We start from the raw sequence: 18,010 nt of genomic DNA on the forward strand, positions 1-18,010 counted from the left end.
GCAAAGAAAAAATCAGGCGTTAATATTTTCAAGCATTTCGCGGGCATGTACCGCAATCATCACCGGTTTCTGAAAGGTTAGCGCAGCCATATCGGCCGAATGCCTTCCCCACTGCGCCTGCTCGGCGGCTGTAAGCTGATTCCAGAACTGATCTTTTGGCCGTACCGAGGTATTGATAAATTCCTGCGGTGTACTGAAACTTTCCCACGAAAGATCATCCCACGTAACGGGTGTTTCAGGATCTTCATCCGGCTCAAACGTTACATCCATACCAAAACGCGGCTCTCCCGGCATTTGCTGAATGATGAAATACCACCCCCAGTCGTCGGCCGGTGTTTGCGGATCTTCATCGCCTTTTACCTGATCAATGTTCATGTCGAAACCAAAGAAGCGGATGTCAGGATCAATTTCGGCTCTGAAAATCGGGAAGCGGATTTCGGTTAGCATATCGGCTTCGGTTTGCACCTCTTTCACCACCGGCTCTTTCTGCGGATCGGGCGTGCCGTCGGCTTTCCGGGCAATATGAGCTTTCTGCGCATAAATAATTGTGTTCGGATATTTCTTGAGCAGTTCGCCGCGCACCACCAGCACAACCTGTTTGCCGGGCGGTCGTTGCGGATTACGGTGTGTGCCTAATGACGAGGTGGAATACCACTTGTCAAGCGGCGTAATGTCTTTGTAACGTTCACTCAGTTCTTCGGCGGTAAGTTCACTGTCGTCGGCAATAATGCCTTTTACATCCCAGAACTGTCTGAAATAACTTCCACGCTGATCGGTGGGATATTCGCGCCACAACAGTTCGCGCCCCATTTCGTGATTGAGCCCCACCATGTACGATTCAATAAATTCGGGATTAGTAATGAGCAGCGAAATAGTATTGGGCGGAATCAGTTTCAAATTGGGAAGAAAAAGTTCGGTGGATATATCGCGGAGTTTTTCATACATCGGATCATCAAAATCAGGATAGGCCATGGCAGGCACCAGATTTTCGGGGATAAGCAGCCAGCCGGGATTGAACGTGAAATTGATTTGCCCGGCCATCATTGCCGGATAGGCTTTGCGCGGGGCAAGCGCCTGTTTGAGTTTTGTTTCGGCATTGTTCAGGTTGAATGGCATGCGCAGTTTTTCCTTCGGTTCAATCTTTAATCGCTGATTGAGGTTGATGGCTGCTTTGCGGAAATTGGCCGCTTCAAGACTTTCTGCTGCATTGCCTGCAGCGGGTGTGTAAAGTGTGGTGGCATTTAGTTTCAGCGCATCAGCAGAAGCCGATGAACGTATTTCGGTTTGCGATACCGTAGTTCCTGCCGTTGCCACCGGTGCAGAAACGGTATTGTACATGGTGAGCGCAAAATCGGGGCGGGGAGGTGTGTCCTGCAACGTTTCAACGAGTGTGGCCGGTGTAGTAAGTTGCTGAGAAAGTGATGGTGTGTGTACCGGTTTATTATTGCGCAGCATAACGTAAACGATAATGGCAGCTACGGCCGCAATGCCGCATACAATCCACATCAGCAGGGTATTTATCAGCAGCCCGGTTACGAGCAGCACAAGCAATAGAATAAGCAGCAGCAGCCAGCCGTAGCGTTTCAGAAAAGCAGTGCCTGAAGGAGTTGCTGAATCCAGTTCTCCGGCTGTTTTTCGGTCGGTAAATAAATCGGGCGGTGTCTGGTGCGGAGGTGCTGCGCTTATTTTCCCTTCGTTCAGGTCATTCACTAATTGCAGGTTGCTGTAATCCGGTGCAACACGATTGATTTTGCGTGCTACAGCACCGCGCGGACGAAGCAAGCGTCTGAATGCGCCATTGACTACCGCAGGCGGCAGGGCACTTTCTTCAAGCTGATAGTGTAAGGTGGTGGGCGATCCTTTTACCTTTTTCATCACCGGCGAAAACACCGAAATGATTTCGGCCTGATTGAGTTTTACCGAAAACTGCTGATGCAGGTAATGTATGGCATTCATCATCAGCGCCGCCATGCGGATGCGTTTGTTGGCCTCCAGTATTTGTTTCACCTGCGCCCAGGCACGGGCCACATAATCTTCCTGCCCTTTCTGAATTACGCGCGTGCCAAAGCCCGAGGGCACACGGTTGCGCGGGTCGCGGTTGAGCTGATTGAGCCAGCCTGTTCCTGCGCGGCTAATCAGGTAACGCTGCGCATGGTTGGCGCCGTAAATGGGCGGACACACCACCGGGTCTGTTTCTTCGTCAGCAGCCAGCCGCAGGTTTTCAGGGAAGTTGAGTATGTCTTCGAGCTGTTTGAAAAATGGTTTGCCGGTATTAATGGCTTCTGGTTTGGATTTTGTTTGCGGCGATTTCAGCGCACCTTCCAGCCCAACGATGCGCTGATCGAGATCGGCCGGAAGAATTTGCCCGATGTCGGTGCCCGTGGTTACGCCAAAGCCGGGTTTGTTGCCGTCCATGTCGCGTATGCCCACACGCTTGTCAACCGGTCGCGGTTCAAGGAGTTTGACTAACGATTCAAAGTCTTCGTTTTCGCCGGTACGGAAAAACCACTCATGATAAAACGGAAACTCCACACCCGCCGAAGTGGCTGTCCACGAGGGTTGCTGCGAATCGGTGGCAGAAGGATCAGCACCCAGCCCGGCCAGCCGCCCGGTTTCAAATGCAGGCACCACAAATGCGCGGTAGGCTTTATTGGGTTTGAGTTTTCGCGGACTCATCAGCCGGCAGATAATTTTGTCGGCATTCGGATTGTTGGTATCGTGCAGCGAAAGCAGAAATTCTTCAAACTCATCGGGGTTGGCATAGCCGTCGTTGGTATGCACATGTCCCCAGGCCCAGTACTGATCGTTGGGCGGCAATGCGGCCGCATTTTTTACGGTTACCGTTGGCAGCGGAAGTTTTTGTGTATTCACTTCAAACTCGCTTTCGTCGGGATCGTTAGCCTGTTCAAGCACAAACAGCGCCAGCCACGGCCTTAGTTTATCGCCGTTGGCTTTGGCCGGTGTGTAACGCCAGATAAAATCTTCGTCGTAAAACTCGATAAAGGAAAGGTAGTTCGGCTCAAAATTCGTGATCCAGTTCAGTGGTTCGGTGCGCACAATCATGTGCGGATTGATACCGATAATATCGCCCGGACCAAGCAGCAGAAAATCTTTGTGTACAGTTGTCGTGTTCAGCAGCACATCAATGGGCACAGTGGCACGTTCCTGCACCGGCGAAGTACCCGAGCCCAGATGGTCAGTCTGGTTGATGTTTGCTGCAATACCCTTGCGCAACCACGCACTGAATGTATATTTTCCTACAGTAATGCTCATTGCTGTTTAGTTGAGTTCGTGAGATGCGGCCACCTGTATCTTGCCTTTCAGGCCGGGATTATCGGCAATCAGTTTATTCATCATCAGCATCGCTTCGGTTTGTGTGCGGGCGCTGAGACCGGGCTCAAACAAATTCAGATCGCTTACATTCACTACGTGATAATCAGGATCACTCACTTTCACTTCGGCTGGCGGTGTGCCCGGTTTCTTTTTGCTTACCGCATACTTGCTCTTTGAAATGGCTCCCGCTTTTGAAAACTGATTGAACAGTGGTTTGAACAGCGTGAACAGTCCGGCAAAAATGATCAGGTTCTTTTTGCGGTGTACATAACTCATTTCGTAATTCACTTCCTTATCGGTGCGGGCGCCGTGAAGAATGGAGTTTCCTGTACCAAACTTCAGACCGCTGCGCATACGTTCAAACGATTTGCGCGAAAGTTTGTCGCTGTCGTTCAGCTTCAGGAAATTCGACATCGCAAACTCTTCGCGTACTTCGCTCGGGGAACCACTGTGCGTAAGCTCGAATTTTTTATCGCCCGAAGGTTTTTTATTGCCAAACCTTTCAATTTCCACACCCAGCGGAACTACTTTCTGACTAACTTCAAGATTGCCGAAGGGGTGTATAATTATTTTTTCTTCGGGCAGTTCAATTTTGCGAAGCGTTACACTCTGGTTTGAGTTGGCCGGGAAAACCGAGCGCCAGTTGCGGTCGTCTTCAATTGCTTTTCGGGTAAGCGCAAACACATCTTCAAGCTCTTCGGGTTGTGCAGGCGCGTTATCGCCCCAGGTTACATCAAATCCAACGGTAATGTCGAAGAAGAGAATGGTAATAGAGGCTTCTCCTTCGGCATGCCAGGGCGTGGGGCCAGAGAGTGTGCATTGCACGCGCACGCCGCAAATGGTTGAACTGCCACATTTGAGTGCAAGCCCGGCGTAGATGGAGGCGATGAAATGAAACGGACTGAATTGCACCAGCAAATCGTAGCCTAACCAGCCCTGCAAACTGAATCCGCAGGCTTCGGCGTAAAGCTCCACTTTGGCGCCTGATTGTACGGTGTTTGATGTAATGGCAAAATACACCTGTGCATTCAGTCGCGGATTATCGCCCGAAAGCAGCGCGATCATTATGCGTTTCATTCCGGCCAGTTCGGCAGGCGCTTCTTTAAACGCCGGGTGAAAACCACCCACACTGATTACAAACATCGGATTATCGCCCCAGCCGATGCGCAGTGCCATATCGCCGCTAAGGGTGAAAATAAGCAGCGAAGAATCGAACAGGCTGGCATCAAACCAAAGCTCGCCCTTGTCGAAATCAATGCCGCCTGCAAAGTTCACCTGAAGTTTCAGAATGGGCGCGTCCTGCGTGGGCAATATGCAGCGAAGCACACCGATAATGCTGAACTGCGGCTGCGGAATATCGAGAATAATTCCTACCTCAAGCGAAATCAGCGTGGGTGTACCCCAGCCGAATTTTCCCATTGGTGCAATAATGAAATGCCCTTCGGCAATCGGGAAAATGGTTTTAAGGTCGCTGATAATTTTGTTGATGTTGGCTACTACATCCTGCGGAAAGAGAATGCTGGACACTGCACCCGTGCGCACGCCGTTTTTCAGCGCCTGTATATCGAGCGTGCGGTTGAGCGCCAGCAGGCCGCCCACGCCGTTGAGTGTAAAGCCGAAACCAAGCTGTATGGGCGTAAACTCGGCGGTAACCAGCACGAGCAGCGCAAAGCCGGGTTTGCCATCGGGCATTTTGGTGTTGATGATGGCAATGGCTTTAAGCGTAATCATACTCTGGAACGAAAGCTCCAGCGCACCGAAGTATTCGCCCTTGTCCCAGTTGAAATAAAGGAATCCGCCGCCTTTCACAGCGCCGGTGTTTATGGAAAGACCCACGCCGTTGGGCGGCTTAAAGCCTACGTCAAATTTCACCGGGCCAAAGTTTCCGCTATTGTCGTTGGGGAACGAAATTTTTGCCGTTACACCAAGATTTTGCACCACGGCCACCATCGGCCCGAGTTCGGCGCGTATATCGGCACCCACGCTTATCGGAATTTCGCCGCCCTGAAGTTTGGCCGCTATCGTAAGCCCTTCTATCGAAATGGGCCCCAGCGCAATGTGTGCAGGCAGCCGGATTTCGAGCGCACTGCTTCCGCCAAAATAAAACCCGCGTTCGCTCGAAATGCCCATCACTAAATCAAACTCCGCTTCGGCATACACACCGGCAAGCAGTTTGTTCAGAAAACCGTCGCCTTTGGTGGCATCAATCACCACTTTCAAATCTTCGAGCAACACTTCAAACAAATAGGTGCCGCTTGCCGCCGAACCGTTCCAGGTTACTTTGCTTCCGGTGGTGAGCTGGAGTTTACCCATTTCCAGCCTGCTTGCTCCGGCCTCACCGAAAAGCAGAACAGGCTGCGGCGGGTTTTGCTTTTGCACGATAAATTTCAACTTCACTTCGCCACCCAATCCGGCCAGCGATTCGGGCGGTTTAAAACCCACTGTACCGTCGGGCTGAAAAAACAGCCCTGTGTTGCGTGGCGTATCAAGTCCAAGTTCCATTTCCATGCGCATGATATCGCCAAGCGGAATGGAAATTACACCAGTAGAAATATGACTTTTCAAACGAATGAGTAAGCCGTGCGGTGTGACATCGGTTTTGGGAACCGCTTCCAGCACCACCAGGTCCAGTCGTTTGGGAGTTGAACTATCATCGTAAAGCACAGGAAGACCAAGCCGGAGCAGCACACCTTCGAGCCGCGAAAACAACTTAGCACCATCAAATCCCGGTTTGCCCCAGTCGTATATTTCATTTACAGCTTGTGCCGGATTACTGAACCACGTACCGATACGGTCAAAACGATAGCTGTAATTTTCATATTCATCAGGCTGATCTTCGTGATGTGTTTCCCGGTCAAGCAAGCCAAAGAGTTCGAGTCCTTCGTTTACGCCTTTGGTATTTTCAATGTAGCGGAACAATAAATAATTCAGAATCCTTTTGGCAATTTCATCGCCCGAAAGTGAGGAATTGAAATTATGTGCCTGATTGCCCAGCGTATTAAATCCGTTTACAATAGTTACAATTTCTTCTATTGCATGGATGGTAGGCTCGGCCACCGCGCCGTAATTTTCGGCGGCAAGTGCTGCAATAATTTGCCCGGTATGGTTTATGAGTTGCCCGATAGACGACACCGTTCCCGTAGCAGCGCCGCGTATTGTGTTGGCCTGACTGGTGGTAAGTGTAATGCCGAGGCGTGCAAAAAAAGCCTGTGTAGAATCAGATGCGGAAAGATCATCCTGAAGCGGCTTCAGAATTTTGGTTACTTCCTGCACAAGTGTTTGCAGCGTTCCGTTGCTCATTGGCTTATTTTTTTGACAAATGCAATCATTTCTTCGGCAGTGCGGTGTTGGGTAAGCATTTGCCTGATTACGGTGCCTTCCTGTGTAATGATTTCGCGGAGTTGATTGCTGCCGTGTGCCAGCAGTGCGGTTTCCATGCGGCTGAGCAGGGTTTCAATTTGCACATTGGCTATTTCCGACGGAAATACAGGCTGATCGCCTTTGAGGTGATTAAGCAGCGACACAAAAAATGCTGGGCCTTTATTGCGGTGCCACGCCACGGTAACCGGCCTTACATTGCGCACCAGATAGCCTATTTCGCGGCGTATATGCGCGAAATGCTGATAAAGCCGTTCGCCTTTTTCATTGGCTCTGAATGCCTCGCGTAATTCGTTCAGCCGGTCCATCTGCTGCGCATCAGGCGCGGCCGGCGATTCGAAAACCGGTGCCGGTACACTACGCAAAACAGCACCACCCGAACCGCCGCCCGAAGCGTTTGGGGCAGGAGTAAGGCCGCTGCCATCAGTGGCTCCGCTGCTGCCGTGGCTGGTGCCGCCATCGGTAGGTATGCAAATTCCCAACTGATCGAGTATGGGCACAATGTGACAGGCAGCCACAATATCAGCAGCCGATGCGGGAGAAATTAACTGGCCGTTTGACCCTGCCCAGGTAATTGTTCCTCTTACATCACTGCCCCAGCTTATCATGCCCACCGCCCGGCCCTGCGCATCCACCACAATTGAACCCGAATCTCCGTGCTCGCTGAAACGTGCGGTATTCTTACAATTCAATCCGTTGGGCGTAGAAGTGGTATCGAAATCAATCACAATTACATTAAAACCAAATTGAGGGAAAGAAGAAAAACTGTTTCCAAACACATTCATCAGCCTTACCGGGTCAAAAAGTATTGTAGCATTCACGGCTCGTATTATGCCTTTGGTTTTACCCGTTGTGCGGCCTACTTTGTAAACCGTCTGATTGGCCGGCGATGCAAATACACTTGGATCGTTGCTGATGTCTCTTACATCTTTTATCATGTCTGACGGCGTAGCCGAACCGGGATGTGTAAGCTGAAGCCCTTCAATTACACCCGGCGATACACGTATATCGTCTGAAGTACATGTGGTTCCGAGACATTTACAATCAATATCCACACGGGCGGTTGCACAGTCTATAAATGTGTTGATAGCGGGAGGATTTGTTCCCGAAAGAGGCGTATGCGACACATTTTCAAAAATGCCCCGGGGCTGAATACGCCCAAGCGTTTTGCTCTTCGAAGTAATTGCATTTAGTGCAGGATTACCCGGAGCCTGGGGCATATCCGGCGCAAACGGATGATAGGCATTATCGCTATCTGTACTTCCCGGCGACCAGAGTACATGTTTGTTGGAAAGCACATATACATTTTCGCGGCTGCTGTCTTGCCTTCGTTTTACAATACAGCCAAGTGTGCCGAACGAAAAAAGTGAACCCCCAATTACTTTAGTCGCAAGCTGTATGCCGCCTCGTATGCCTCCCGGTGTTGATACATAATCATTCACATCGTCACAAATCAGCGGAACGGTTAATGCACACTGATGTATATCCAACAGATAACCTTCGAAATATTTCGGAATAAATTCGTCTGTTTTGAGTTCTTCCTTTGCTTTTTTCTGTGTTACATATACCAGAATAGCAATATCATTTTTATACTCGCCTTTTGTATGTTTCTGTCCAAATCCTACACCCAGCACACCCTGATATGTATTTTTCAAATATGTACAGGCCCGCTGATAGGCAGCTAGAAAAGCAGGTTGATCGGCAAGTATTTCTGCATTGGTTTTAATTGTATCGGCCATGTGCAGGTGTTTTTTTAAAGAGTAAGGGCATTAAAAATTTCGTCCACCGTATTTCGCTGGTCAATCGCATTCAGAATAGTTGGCCCCAGCTTCTCCAGATCGGTTTTTAGTGCATGGCTTCCCTGTTCAAGCAGTACGGCATACATTTTTTCGGCCAGCGAGGCAAGCGAAATTCCGTTGATTTGCACGGGAATGGAAGGCTCGCTTTCGTTCAGCGCATTGAGAATGCTGTTTACAAACGCCGGCCCTTTATTGCGTTGCCACACTACGGTTACCGGGCGGCAGTGGTTTACTAAATGCAGTACTTCCTGTTTATGCGTGTTCAGCGCAGTATAAAGTGCACTCGTAAACGGATGTGCTTCGGCACGTTCTTTCCATTCGGCCAGCTTTTCTTCAAAAGGCGAGGGAGCCACTTCCGCTTCGCCCGAACTGCCGGAGGCCGGTTTTATTTTGTAACGTATTTCAAAATTGATGTTCAGCTCGTTGTGTACTACATCCATCACATCGTCGAAATGATTGGCGTAGCCGTATAGCGTAAACGGCGCACAGTCTGCGGGAAGCGGAGGTATTCCGGGAGGTGTTGTTGAAACCGGTAAACTATTGCATTCAGGGTTTGCAGTATTGGGCAAAGGAGTATCAGAAGAAAATATCAACCCAACAGCCATATTATCTCTGTTTACCAGCAATGAACCTGAATCGCCGTGATCCACAAACCTGCTGTAATGTGTGGGTATGTTTATTCCTGATGGCCATTGTGTTCCTAATGGCCATTGACTCTGAGGAGTCATCGGAATCATTTTATTACAGGCATTCGTTCCGGCTGTTCTTATTTTAAGCTGGCCGGTTAACTCAATTTTAAATAAATTATCAGGCCCGGGTGTCACAGTCGGATCGGACAGTAGTTCGGCTGGTAAACAAATTCTTATGCTGGCATTTTCGGAAACCACATAGCCTTTGCTGGGACCCGATGTGGCTCCTACAAAATATACATCATCGCCGGTATGGGCTCTTGTGGTACCTTGCACACCATTCCAGTTTATTGGTGATACTTCACTGAGCCGGTATATTTCTTCTTCATACGGTACACCACAACAATTGCTGCAACTGCGCTTTATTTGAAATACACCTACATCGGCTTTAGACGTGATTTTTCCTCCCAACACTTTTCCAATCACATTCGTATCATTATTTGGATCGGGGAGAGGATCATAACCACTTATATCTGAACCAATGGGAGGAATATTATTAATAGCGGTTGGGTGAAAAATTCTTGATTCGTCATTAATCGTAACCCCGCTTCGGGCGGCAAACAATACATGCCAGTTGGTTAAAGCCAGCGTGCTACAAGCGCAAGTATCATTATTTTTTCCAAGTACCCCTAACGTGCCAACTAGATAACTTCCCGGTATTCGTTCATAGCCATTCGATATTTGAATACCGCCTTTTACCTTCTCTAATTTTTCACTTATGTTGCATGGTGTTGAGGTCGCAAGTACAACTTCCTGTATTTGATGCACATCTGTTTTTACGCCTCCAATTATTGCAGGTATATATTGTTTTTTGCAGAGTAACGATAAAGGCAGCTTTTTATCTACATACACATGAAAACATCTTTCCCAAAGCATTATTCCGCGCGTTATTTTCAATCCCACACTCACATGCTTCACACCTTCAATGGCAAGCAGTTCCTGTCTTATTCCATCATCGAGCAGGTTGTTTAAATAGGCAGCCTGTTCGGCATTCTCTTCCGGGGTGAAACTTGTTTTCATTGCTTCTTTATTTTTCATTTACTGCAAGCAGTTCAATATTCATACACTGTAAAACCGGCAATATGGGTGAGGCAAGGGCATAGCCGTTGCTGCTTATTCCCCACAACTGCCCCACGGCCTTACCTGTTGCATTGGTTACAATTGCGCCCGAATCGCCTTTTACTGAAAATGCAGTGTGGTTTACGGGTTTAATGAGCAGTTGATGGGTGGCGGTAAACAACCTGTGCAACGGTTTTGCCAGTTCCTGATAGTCGTGGTCAACTACAAGCCCTTGGGTGTGTCCGCTCCGGCCGCCGGTTTTATACACGCTTTCGCCCGCGCTTACCTGAGCGGTGTGCAGGGCGTGTGCGGGCAATTGCGGTGCATTGTTTTCTACCACCGCACAGTCCACATGAATGTGGCGTCCGCCATAGTTTACCGCGCCTAATTTTCGGCAAATTAACTCACCGGTGGCAGTTTGGCCGGCATGTGTAAATGTGGCTTGCTGCTGTGTATGTGCGGCTTCTTCGCCAAACAAATGGCTGCAGGTAAGCACCACACACTGCCCGTTGTGTAAAAACCGTGCCTGTGTGCCTGTGGCTGTTTGCCGTGTATGAATAAGCTGTACCGTATTGCCGGCCTGCACACCTGCGCTGTATGCAAAACCGGGCATTTCAATTACGTCGGTGTCAAAATCCAGCACACGGGGCGGTATGCGTTGCCACAAGTGAAGTGTATGCCGCGCCAGTTTGCGGCGCACATACACACGCATACATACGCGCGGCGTAAGCTGGCCGTTCACTTCCTTCAGCCCCACGCCCACAGCCGTTACGCCCGCAAAACCTTGCAGCTTTTCGCGTACTTCGCTGGCGGTAATCAATGGCAATAAGTTTTCCATGGCGGAAAGCTTTTGTTTTGATTCCGAAGAAATGACGGGGAATTTCGCCGGTAATGAAAAAAACAGGAAATGTGAGCGGAACAAATGTAGAAGAGCAGACCCGCCAAACCAATTTCCGGAAGGTTATCTTATCAACAGATTTTGTTTACGCGGTGATGGGAAATGAGAGGTAAGACGGATATTTTTACCCATGCAAAATGTGACTGATGTTTTGAAATAGCTGTATTTATTGCGTTTTTTGGGTTTGGGGGTGTTTGGAGGTAGAATGTGATACAAAATTCAGCGCAGCCGTTCAATCAGCCACAATATTCTCACTACCCAAAACGCTACCGGCAAGCAGCCCGAATTATCCGCGTAGCTGATTTAGCGAAGGCGTCATACGGGCTTCGCCGGGTGTGACTAAATAGCCCGAATCGGGTTCGTTTACCTCTGCAACAGGGTTTGTATATTCCGACATAACTAAAGAGTATTGTTATTTGCTTGCTTCTTCTACAATAGCTATTTCTTCGGGAGTGAGTTCGTAGAGTTGGTAAACGATTTCGTTAATACGGTTTTCGAAGTAATTTTTTTTTGAATTAAGTTGATTTAGTTTTGAAGGTAGTTTGCTTTCGCTAATTTCAGAATTTAGAATTATGATTTGCTCAACAAACTTTATTATTTCATTATATGCACCAGATTCTATTTTATTGTCAATATTAATCTTCTTAATGGGAATAGCTTCAATCTCTGATTTTTTGATTTTTGGGAAAATTGTTTTGAAGTCTGAATTTGTTTTTAACCAGACCCATCTTCCCAAATTACTATTAATAATTCCAAGCAGGTATTTAAGAGAGTAATTACTATCTGCAATAATGTTGTAAATGGTATTTAGAGTATAATATTCTTTATCGTCATAGGTTGCAATGGGATATTTACCAATCTGACGTACGAGGATTTTAGGATTTAAAAAATACTTTTCATCACGTTTACGATGCAACCAGCTACCATATCTAACAAAATTTCCTTTTGATTTGAGACAGTAAGTATTTATATCTTTTCCGTCAATGACTTTTTTCCATGTTTTATCATGGGCTTTAGTTGATAAAAAGTCTTCTTTTTTACTTGTTCCATGACTTCCTCCTAATTGAATGCCGATGCAAGTATCTGTAATATCTCCAAGATTTACGGATAGCTTATTTATTTTCTCAATTAGTCCATCTGAAAAGTCATTAAGTACGAGGTTGAATTTATAATTATTACTATTTAAGAACTTTTCTGATGGGATTGTGAGGTTATGTTCACCTTCAATTTCAACCAAGCTATTTTTAGGCGGCTTACGATTTTCAATCGCAATTATAACCGTTTCAACTTGTGCATTTTCAAATACTCTATTTTTGAAAACACGAATTGTTTTCAATGAATAATTTTCTAAAATAATTTGACGGATTTTAGTTGCGTTTTCATTTACAAGTATTGTATTTGGAATAATAAAACTAAATAACCCCCCTTTATTCAGCAGAGATAATGCCCTTTCACAAAAGAAAACATATAGATCATACTTACCTCCATATGATTTGTAATTATTAGAAATATACATTTTAATTATTTGGTCAAACGTTTCTCTTCCTAATACATACGGAGGATTTCCGATTACGTTATCAAAGCCCCCTTGCTTAAATACTTCGGGAAAACCTTTCTGCCAGTTAAATGGTTTTATTTTTTTTTCCTCTCCAAAATCCAATTGCGTTTCGTAAAAGTCGGTATCAATTAAACTATTCCCGCTCTTAATATTATCATCCAATGTAGGCAATACCCGCTCATTAAAAAACTTTAGCTGATTGTTAATGGAAGCCTGAGTTTCGCCCTCCATACACTTTAAGAGTAAAGAGAGTTTTGTAACCTCTACGGCATTCACGTCTATATCAACACCATAAATATTATTCAGCAGAATTTGTTTTTTGAGTTCGGTGGTTAGGTTGCCGTCTGGTGTAAGCGGATTGTCTTTTTTACCCTTGCCGGGTTTGCCGTTGTTGGTGTAATAGTCTTTATGCCAGTCGAGCAGAAACTGATATGCACCGATAAGGAAACTACCGCTACCGCAAGCCGGGTCAACAATTTTGAGTTTGGCAACGTCTTTAGGCGTTTTGCCCTCTACCAATTTGCCAACGGTGTTTTTTACAATGTAATCAACCACATACTGAGGGGTATAGTAAACGCCTCCGGCTTTGCGTACTTCGGGCTTTTCCTCAATTTTGGCTTTGTGGTTTTTGTCGAGCTTTATTTGCTTACCCAAAAACTGCTCATAGGCACTGCCCAAAATTTCAACAGACAGTACAGAAAACTCATAGGGGCAAATGGGGTAATACAGTTCGCTGATAATTGTTTTCAGCGTTTTGTTATCAATGCGCAGCTGTTTGCTGATTTTATCTTTTTTGAAATCAAACAGCCCCGAATTATACTTTTCATCCGCCGCCCTGAACAAATCGAAAAGGTTCTGGTAAAAATCGCCGCCTTTCAGCGTATTGAGCAAATTACCGTAAGGCTCTACGCTGCGGTCTTCGGCAATACGCAGAAAGATAACACGGTCGAGGGTTTGCTGTATGGCAAAGTTTATTTCGTCTTCGTCTAACTCTTTGTTGTTTACACTTATGGAAGCGGCAAGGTAAGTGCGCCAGCTGTCAAGCGATTCGAGGAAATCCTTATCAACGGTGGCTGTTCCTTTTTTCTGTGTGCCGCTTTGTACATAGGTATCAAAGCTTCCTTTGAGAACACGTTCTTTAGAAAACGTGTTCCAGATAAAATCAAATTCTGCAAGGTATTCGCGGAACGTAAGGTATTTTATGCGGGCAACAGCTGCTTTGTCGGTAGGCTTTGGCTTTTTGGTACAATCGTAAATAGCAAACTCTTCGAAATCGGTAATTATGCTGATCGGGAGTTTTGCACTCCACCCGTAACGTCTGACCTGATACGCGGGCTGTATTTCTTCTTTTACGGCTACGCTTGGTTTCTTTGCCTCCACAAAGAACAGGCGTTTACCACCAACCAGCCTGAAAGAATAATCGGGTGCTTTGGTAGCTTTCCCTATTTTTATTTTGTCTTCGTGTATTACTTCACGGTAAGCCTCAGCATAGCCTTCTGCATTATCCACGTCCCAGCCTAACGCCTTAAAAAAAGGGTCAATAAAATCGCGGCGGGTTAATGTTTCGTTGTACTCCGCTTTTTTGTACGAGGCAAACTGTTCCTCAAAGCGTTCTACAAGTGCTGCAATGGTTTTGTATGCAGTTTCTTTCGTTACCATAATTCGAATATGGTGATAAATAATAAAATGTTTTATTTACCGATACAAAATTTCCCGAAGATATTCCCCAGCAAATCATCCGACGTAATTTGCTGTCCGGTAATTTCGCCGAGATAGAGCAGTGCTTCGCGGATATCCTGCGCCAGCAGGTCGCCGGGAATTTGCATGCCCATGCCGTTAATGATGCGTTCAATGGCGCTGTTGGTGCGGCGCAGGGCATCGGCGTGGCGGGCGTTGGTAACAATGGTTTCGGTAATGTTTACGGTGCGGCTGTCGAACAGGCTTACCAGCTTTTGCCGCAAATCGTCGATACCGTATTTTTCTTTGGCCGAAATAAACAGCGTATCGAACTCCACAAACTCGCGCTGTGCGGTGGCAATGTCTTCCTTGTCTATTTTATTGCCCACCACCAGCAGTTGTGCCCCGCTGAGGTGGCTTTTCACTTCGTTGAGCGCGGGCACAAGTGCGGCGCGGGTCATTTCGTGTACATCAAACAAATACACCACAATGGCCGACTGCCTGATCTGCTCAAACGCGCGCGATACGCCGATGCTTTCAATGGTATCGGTGGTGCTGCGCAGTCCGGCGGTATCAATGAAACGGAAGAGCACACCGTCTATGGTTATTTCGTCTTCAATGGTATCGCGCGTGGTGCCGGGAATATCGCTTACAATGGCGCGTTCTTCTTCGAGCAGGGCGTTGAGCAGGGTGCTTTTGCCGGCGTTGGGTTTGCCCACAATGGCTACGGGAATACCGTTTTTAATTACGTTGCCCACCTCAAACGAGTCGATGAGGCGCTGAATGAGGCGTTGAATTTTCCAGAGCAGCTGGCGGAGCTCATCGCGGTTGGCAAACTCCACATCTTCCTCACTGAAATCGAGTTCGAGTTCAATGAGTGAGGCAAAGTTCATCAGCTCCTCGCGCAGAATCTGAATTTTGGTTGAAAAGCCGCCGCGCATTTGCTGCATGGCTACCTGATGTGCCGCGCCCGATTGTGAGGCAATAAGGTCGGCCACGGCTTCGGCCTGTGAGAGATCGAACTTGCCGTTGAGGAATGCGCGCAGGGTAAACTCGCCCGGCTGTGCGGCGCGGCAGCCGTGGCGGTAAAGCAGCTGCAACAACTGCTGCTGAATAAACACCGAGCCGTGGCACGAAATTTCCACACTGTCCTCGCCGGTGTACGAGTGCGGGTTTTTGAAAATGGTCACCAGCACCTCGTCGAGCATAATTTCCTCGCCGGCTTTTCCCTCCACAATGGTGCCGAAATGGGCGGTGTGGCCCGGTTTGCTGCGCAGCATTTTGGGTTTTCCGCTGCGGCTGCGAAACACGCTTTCCACCACATCAAACGCCTGCGGCCCTGAAATGCGGATAACCGCAATGGCAGCGGTGCCGTGTGCGGTGGCTAATGCGGCAATGGTGTCGGTATTGGGAGGTACATACATATAGGCCAAAGGTACAACGAAATAAAATGCGGCCGGGCTTAACGGCCTTTGGCGCGTGTAGTGCGCGGGGCTGCCTTAACCGCTTTGGCGGGCGTTTTGGCCGGGGCTTTTTTGCCGGCAGCGGCTTTGTTTTCCTGCGCTGCTGCTTTTGCGGCTTCTTTCTTTGCCGCTTTGGCGGCCAGTTTGACGGCGGCAATTTCGGTATCCAGATGCAGGCGGAATTTCACCATTTCGGTGATGAGTTTTTTGGGCAGCGGTTTGCCCAGCGGAAACTGCACGGCACCTTTTGAAAACGTGTAGGCACCCAGCAATTCCTTAAACGCCTCAATGCCTGTGCCGGTGGGATAAAAACCAATGTGCCGTTCGTAACCCGCAAAGTAAACCAGCACGCTGTGCTGCTTGTAGCCGGGCATACCGTAGCTGATTACCTCTTCGGCGTTGGGTGCGGCCTTGCGGATAATGGCGCGTAGTTCTTCAAGCTGTTTTCGGGTGGAGGCGGGGAAACTGCGGATGTATTCGTTTACGGTGGCCGGTTTTTTCATGGGGCTAATGTAATTACTTTAAGCCTGAACAATATGGAACACAGCAGGTATTTTGCATAGCCCTGATTGTAGTGGATACGGCCTTTTTCAGGCCGTAGGAACGGAAAGCAGGAACGAACGGTAATTTAATGAGCCTGCAGGTTCGCTCCCCTCTTTTTTTGTAACCGCACGGGATTTATTTTAATCAATACATTTGAATGATGAACGCACCCGAAATTAAGCACGTGCCGGAAAAACTGCTGGCCGGCTGCCTGATTGAAATGAGCTATGCGGCCGATAAAACGCCGCTTTTGTTCCGCACGTTTATGCCGCACCGCCACGCCATTGCGCATAAAACGGATGCGCATATTTTTCTTGTAAACATATTGCCCGGGCAGTTGCAGCCCACCGGACTTACACCTGAAACCCGTTTTGAGAAATGCGGCGGGGTAGAAGTAAGCGCCAAAGGCGAACTGCCCGAAGGGCTTACGTACTTTACCCTGCCGGGCGGGCATTATGCCGTGTTTATACACAAAGGACCGGCAGCGGCGTTTATGGGTACGTTCCACTTTATTTTCAACACCTGGCTGCCCGCTTCGGTGTGGGAATACGATGTGACACGGCACCGCTTTGAGCGTATTCCGCCCGGCTACAAGCCGGATGATGCGGATGCGCAGGAGGAAATATGGATTCCGGTGAAAGCGCGGTAACAAGTATTCACAATTAAATTTTGCCGCCCCGCTTTTTCGTTGCGACCTTGCATCCGCTAATTTCATTCACACATGACCACACCCGCTGAAACCCACCTGCTTGAAACCATCCGTTTTGAATTTGCCCGCATGAAACAACTGGCCGAAAAGGCGCTTGAGCAGGTGAGCGACGAAGGTTTTACAGTTATTCCGTTTGCCGACGGAAACAGCTGCGCCATTGTGGTGCAGCACATGGCCGGCAACCTGCGCTCACGCTGGACCGATTTTCTGACCAGCGACGGCGAGAAAGACTGGCGCAACCGCGATGCCGAATTTGAAGCGCAACCCTTATCGCGCACCGAACTTATGCAGCAATGGGAAACCGGCTGGCAGGCGCTGTTTCAGGCGCTCGACACGGTTACGCCTGCGCACCTGATGCAACACATTTTTATTCGCAAAGAACCGCTTACCGTGCTGCAGGCTTTGCAGCGGCAGGTGGCGCATTACAGCTATCACGCAGGACAAATTGTGCTGCTGGCGCGTTTTCAGGCGGGTAAAAACTGGCAAAGCCTTTCTATTCCGCGTGGTAAGTCGGTTGGGTTTGGAGGCAATTACCTGAAAGGCTGACGGCCTGCCGGTTAAGCTTTTTACGCCAGTTTCGCATTACAAGCGGGGCATGCAGTTGAAGTGCATTTTATTTGCAGCCAGTTAAAAAAACAGGTTGTTTTTTTGCTTTGATGGTTTCATAATCATTGTTTTTCTGTATAATCGCTTCAATGATTTCTGCCGCCCCTGTTGCAAAAAATAAACCACCGTCGGCCAAGCGGACTGTCTTTTTCAGGCAAGTCTTTCCGCTTGCGAATTGCGCTTTCCTGCTCCTGCTTTTCGCGCTTATACTTTCACCTCTAAAATCATCCGCCCAAACCTACCCCGTACAACTCAACGTACAACTTCAACCACCCTTTTCGGGCTACCTGCCCGACTA

General features: G+C 48.1%; 10 protein-coding genes. 2 read left to right on the forward strand and 8 right to left on the reverse strand.

What is annotated here, in order from left to right; all coding sequences use genetic code 11:
- Nucleotides 1–12: 12 nt before the first annotated feature.
- The 8 genes from IM638_10615 to IM638_10650 all read right to left on the reverse strand — a co-directional run bounded on the left by IM638_10615 (nucleotide 13) and on the right by IM638_10650 (nucleotide 16,357).
- Nucleotides 13–3,273, reverse strand: coding sequence for a hypothetical protein (locus tag IM638_10615; GenBank protein MCA6363480.1), 3,261 nt, complete (start codon nucleotides 3,271–3,273; stop codon nucleotides 13–15).
- A 6-nt stretch (nucleotides 3,274–3,279) separates the two neighbouring features.
- Nucleotides 3,280–6,633: a hypothetical protein gene (locus tag IM638_10620; protein ID MCA6363481.1), complete on the reverse strand. Its 3,354-nt coding sequence runs from the start codon at nucleotides 6,631–6,633 to the stop codon at nucleotides 3,280–3,282.
- Nucleotides 6,630–8,450, reverse strand: a complete 1,821-nt coding sequence (locus IM638_10625; GenBank protein MCA6363482.1) for a hypothetical protein — start codon at nucleotides 8,448–8,450, stop codon at nucleotides 6,630–6,632. The genes IM638_10620 and IM638_10625 overlap by 4 nt, the downstream gene beginning before the upstream one ends.
- A 14-nt stretch (nucleotides 8,451–8,464) precedes the next feature.
- A complete protein-coding gene (locus IM638_10630; protein MCA6363483.1) occupies nucleotides 8,465–10,219 on the reverse strand; it encodes a hypothetical protein in 1,755 nt (584 codons plus the stop codon).
- 7 nt (nucleotides 10,220–10,226) lie between these two features.
- On the reverse strand, nucleotides 10,227–11,096 hold the full coding sequence (locus tag IM638_10635; protein ID MCA6363484.1) for a hypothetical protein: 870 nt from the start codon (nucleotides 11,094–11,096) through the stop codon (nucleotides 10,227–10,229).
- Between the two features lie 472 nt (nucleotides 11,097–11,568).
- Entirely contained in the window at nucleotides 11,569–14,373 is a 2,805-nt protein-coding gene (locus IM638_10640; GenBank protein ID MCA6363485.1) for an N-6 DNA methylase, read from the reverse strand.
- A 32-nt stretch (nucleotides 14,374–14,405) separates the two neighbouring features.
- Nucleotides 14,406–15,815 carry a tRNA uridine-5-carboxymethylaminomethyl(34) synthesis GTPase MnmE gene (gene mnmE / locus IM638_10645; GenBank protein MCA6363486.1) on the reverse strand — a complete coding sequence of 470 codons (1,410 nt, stop codon included), beginning with the start codon at nucleotides 15,813–15,815 and terminating at the stop codon, nucleotides 14,406–14,408.
- Nucleotides 15,816–15,853: 38 nt separating this feature from the next.
- Nucleotides 15,854–16,357 carry a DUF1801 domain-containing protein gene (locus tag IM638_10650; protein MCA6363487.1) on the reverse strand — a complete coding sequence of 168 codons (504 nt, stop codon included), beginning with the start codon at nucleotides 16,355–16,357 and terminating at the stop codon, nucleotides 15,854–15,856.
- A gap of 197 nt (nucleotides 16,358–16,554) precedes the next feature.
- Here IM638_10650 and IM638_10655 point away from each other — a divergent pair, with 197 nt between their 5' ends.
- Together IM638_10655 and IM638_10660 are read left to right on the forward strand one after the other, a co-directional pair.
- Entirely contained in the window at nucleotides 16,555–17,046 is a 492-nt protein-coding gene (locus IM638_10655) for a GyrI-like domain-containing protein (protein MCA6363488.1), read from the forward strand.
- Between the two features lie 72 nt (nucleotides 17,047–17,118).
- Nucleotides 17,119–17,652, forward strand: a complete 534-nt coding sequence (locus IM638_10660; protein MCA6363489.1) for a DUF1572 family protein — start codon at nucleotides 17,119–17,121, stop codon at nucleotides 17,650–17,652.
- Nucleotides 17,653–18,010: the final 358 nt, after the last annotated feature.

This window comes from Bacteroidota bacterium (assembly GCA_020402865.1).
In the GTDB taxonomy this organism is placed as follows: Bacteria; Bacteroidota; Bacteroidia; order Palsa-965; family Palsa-965.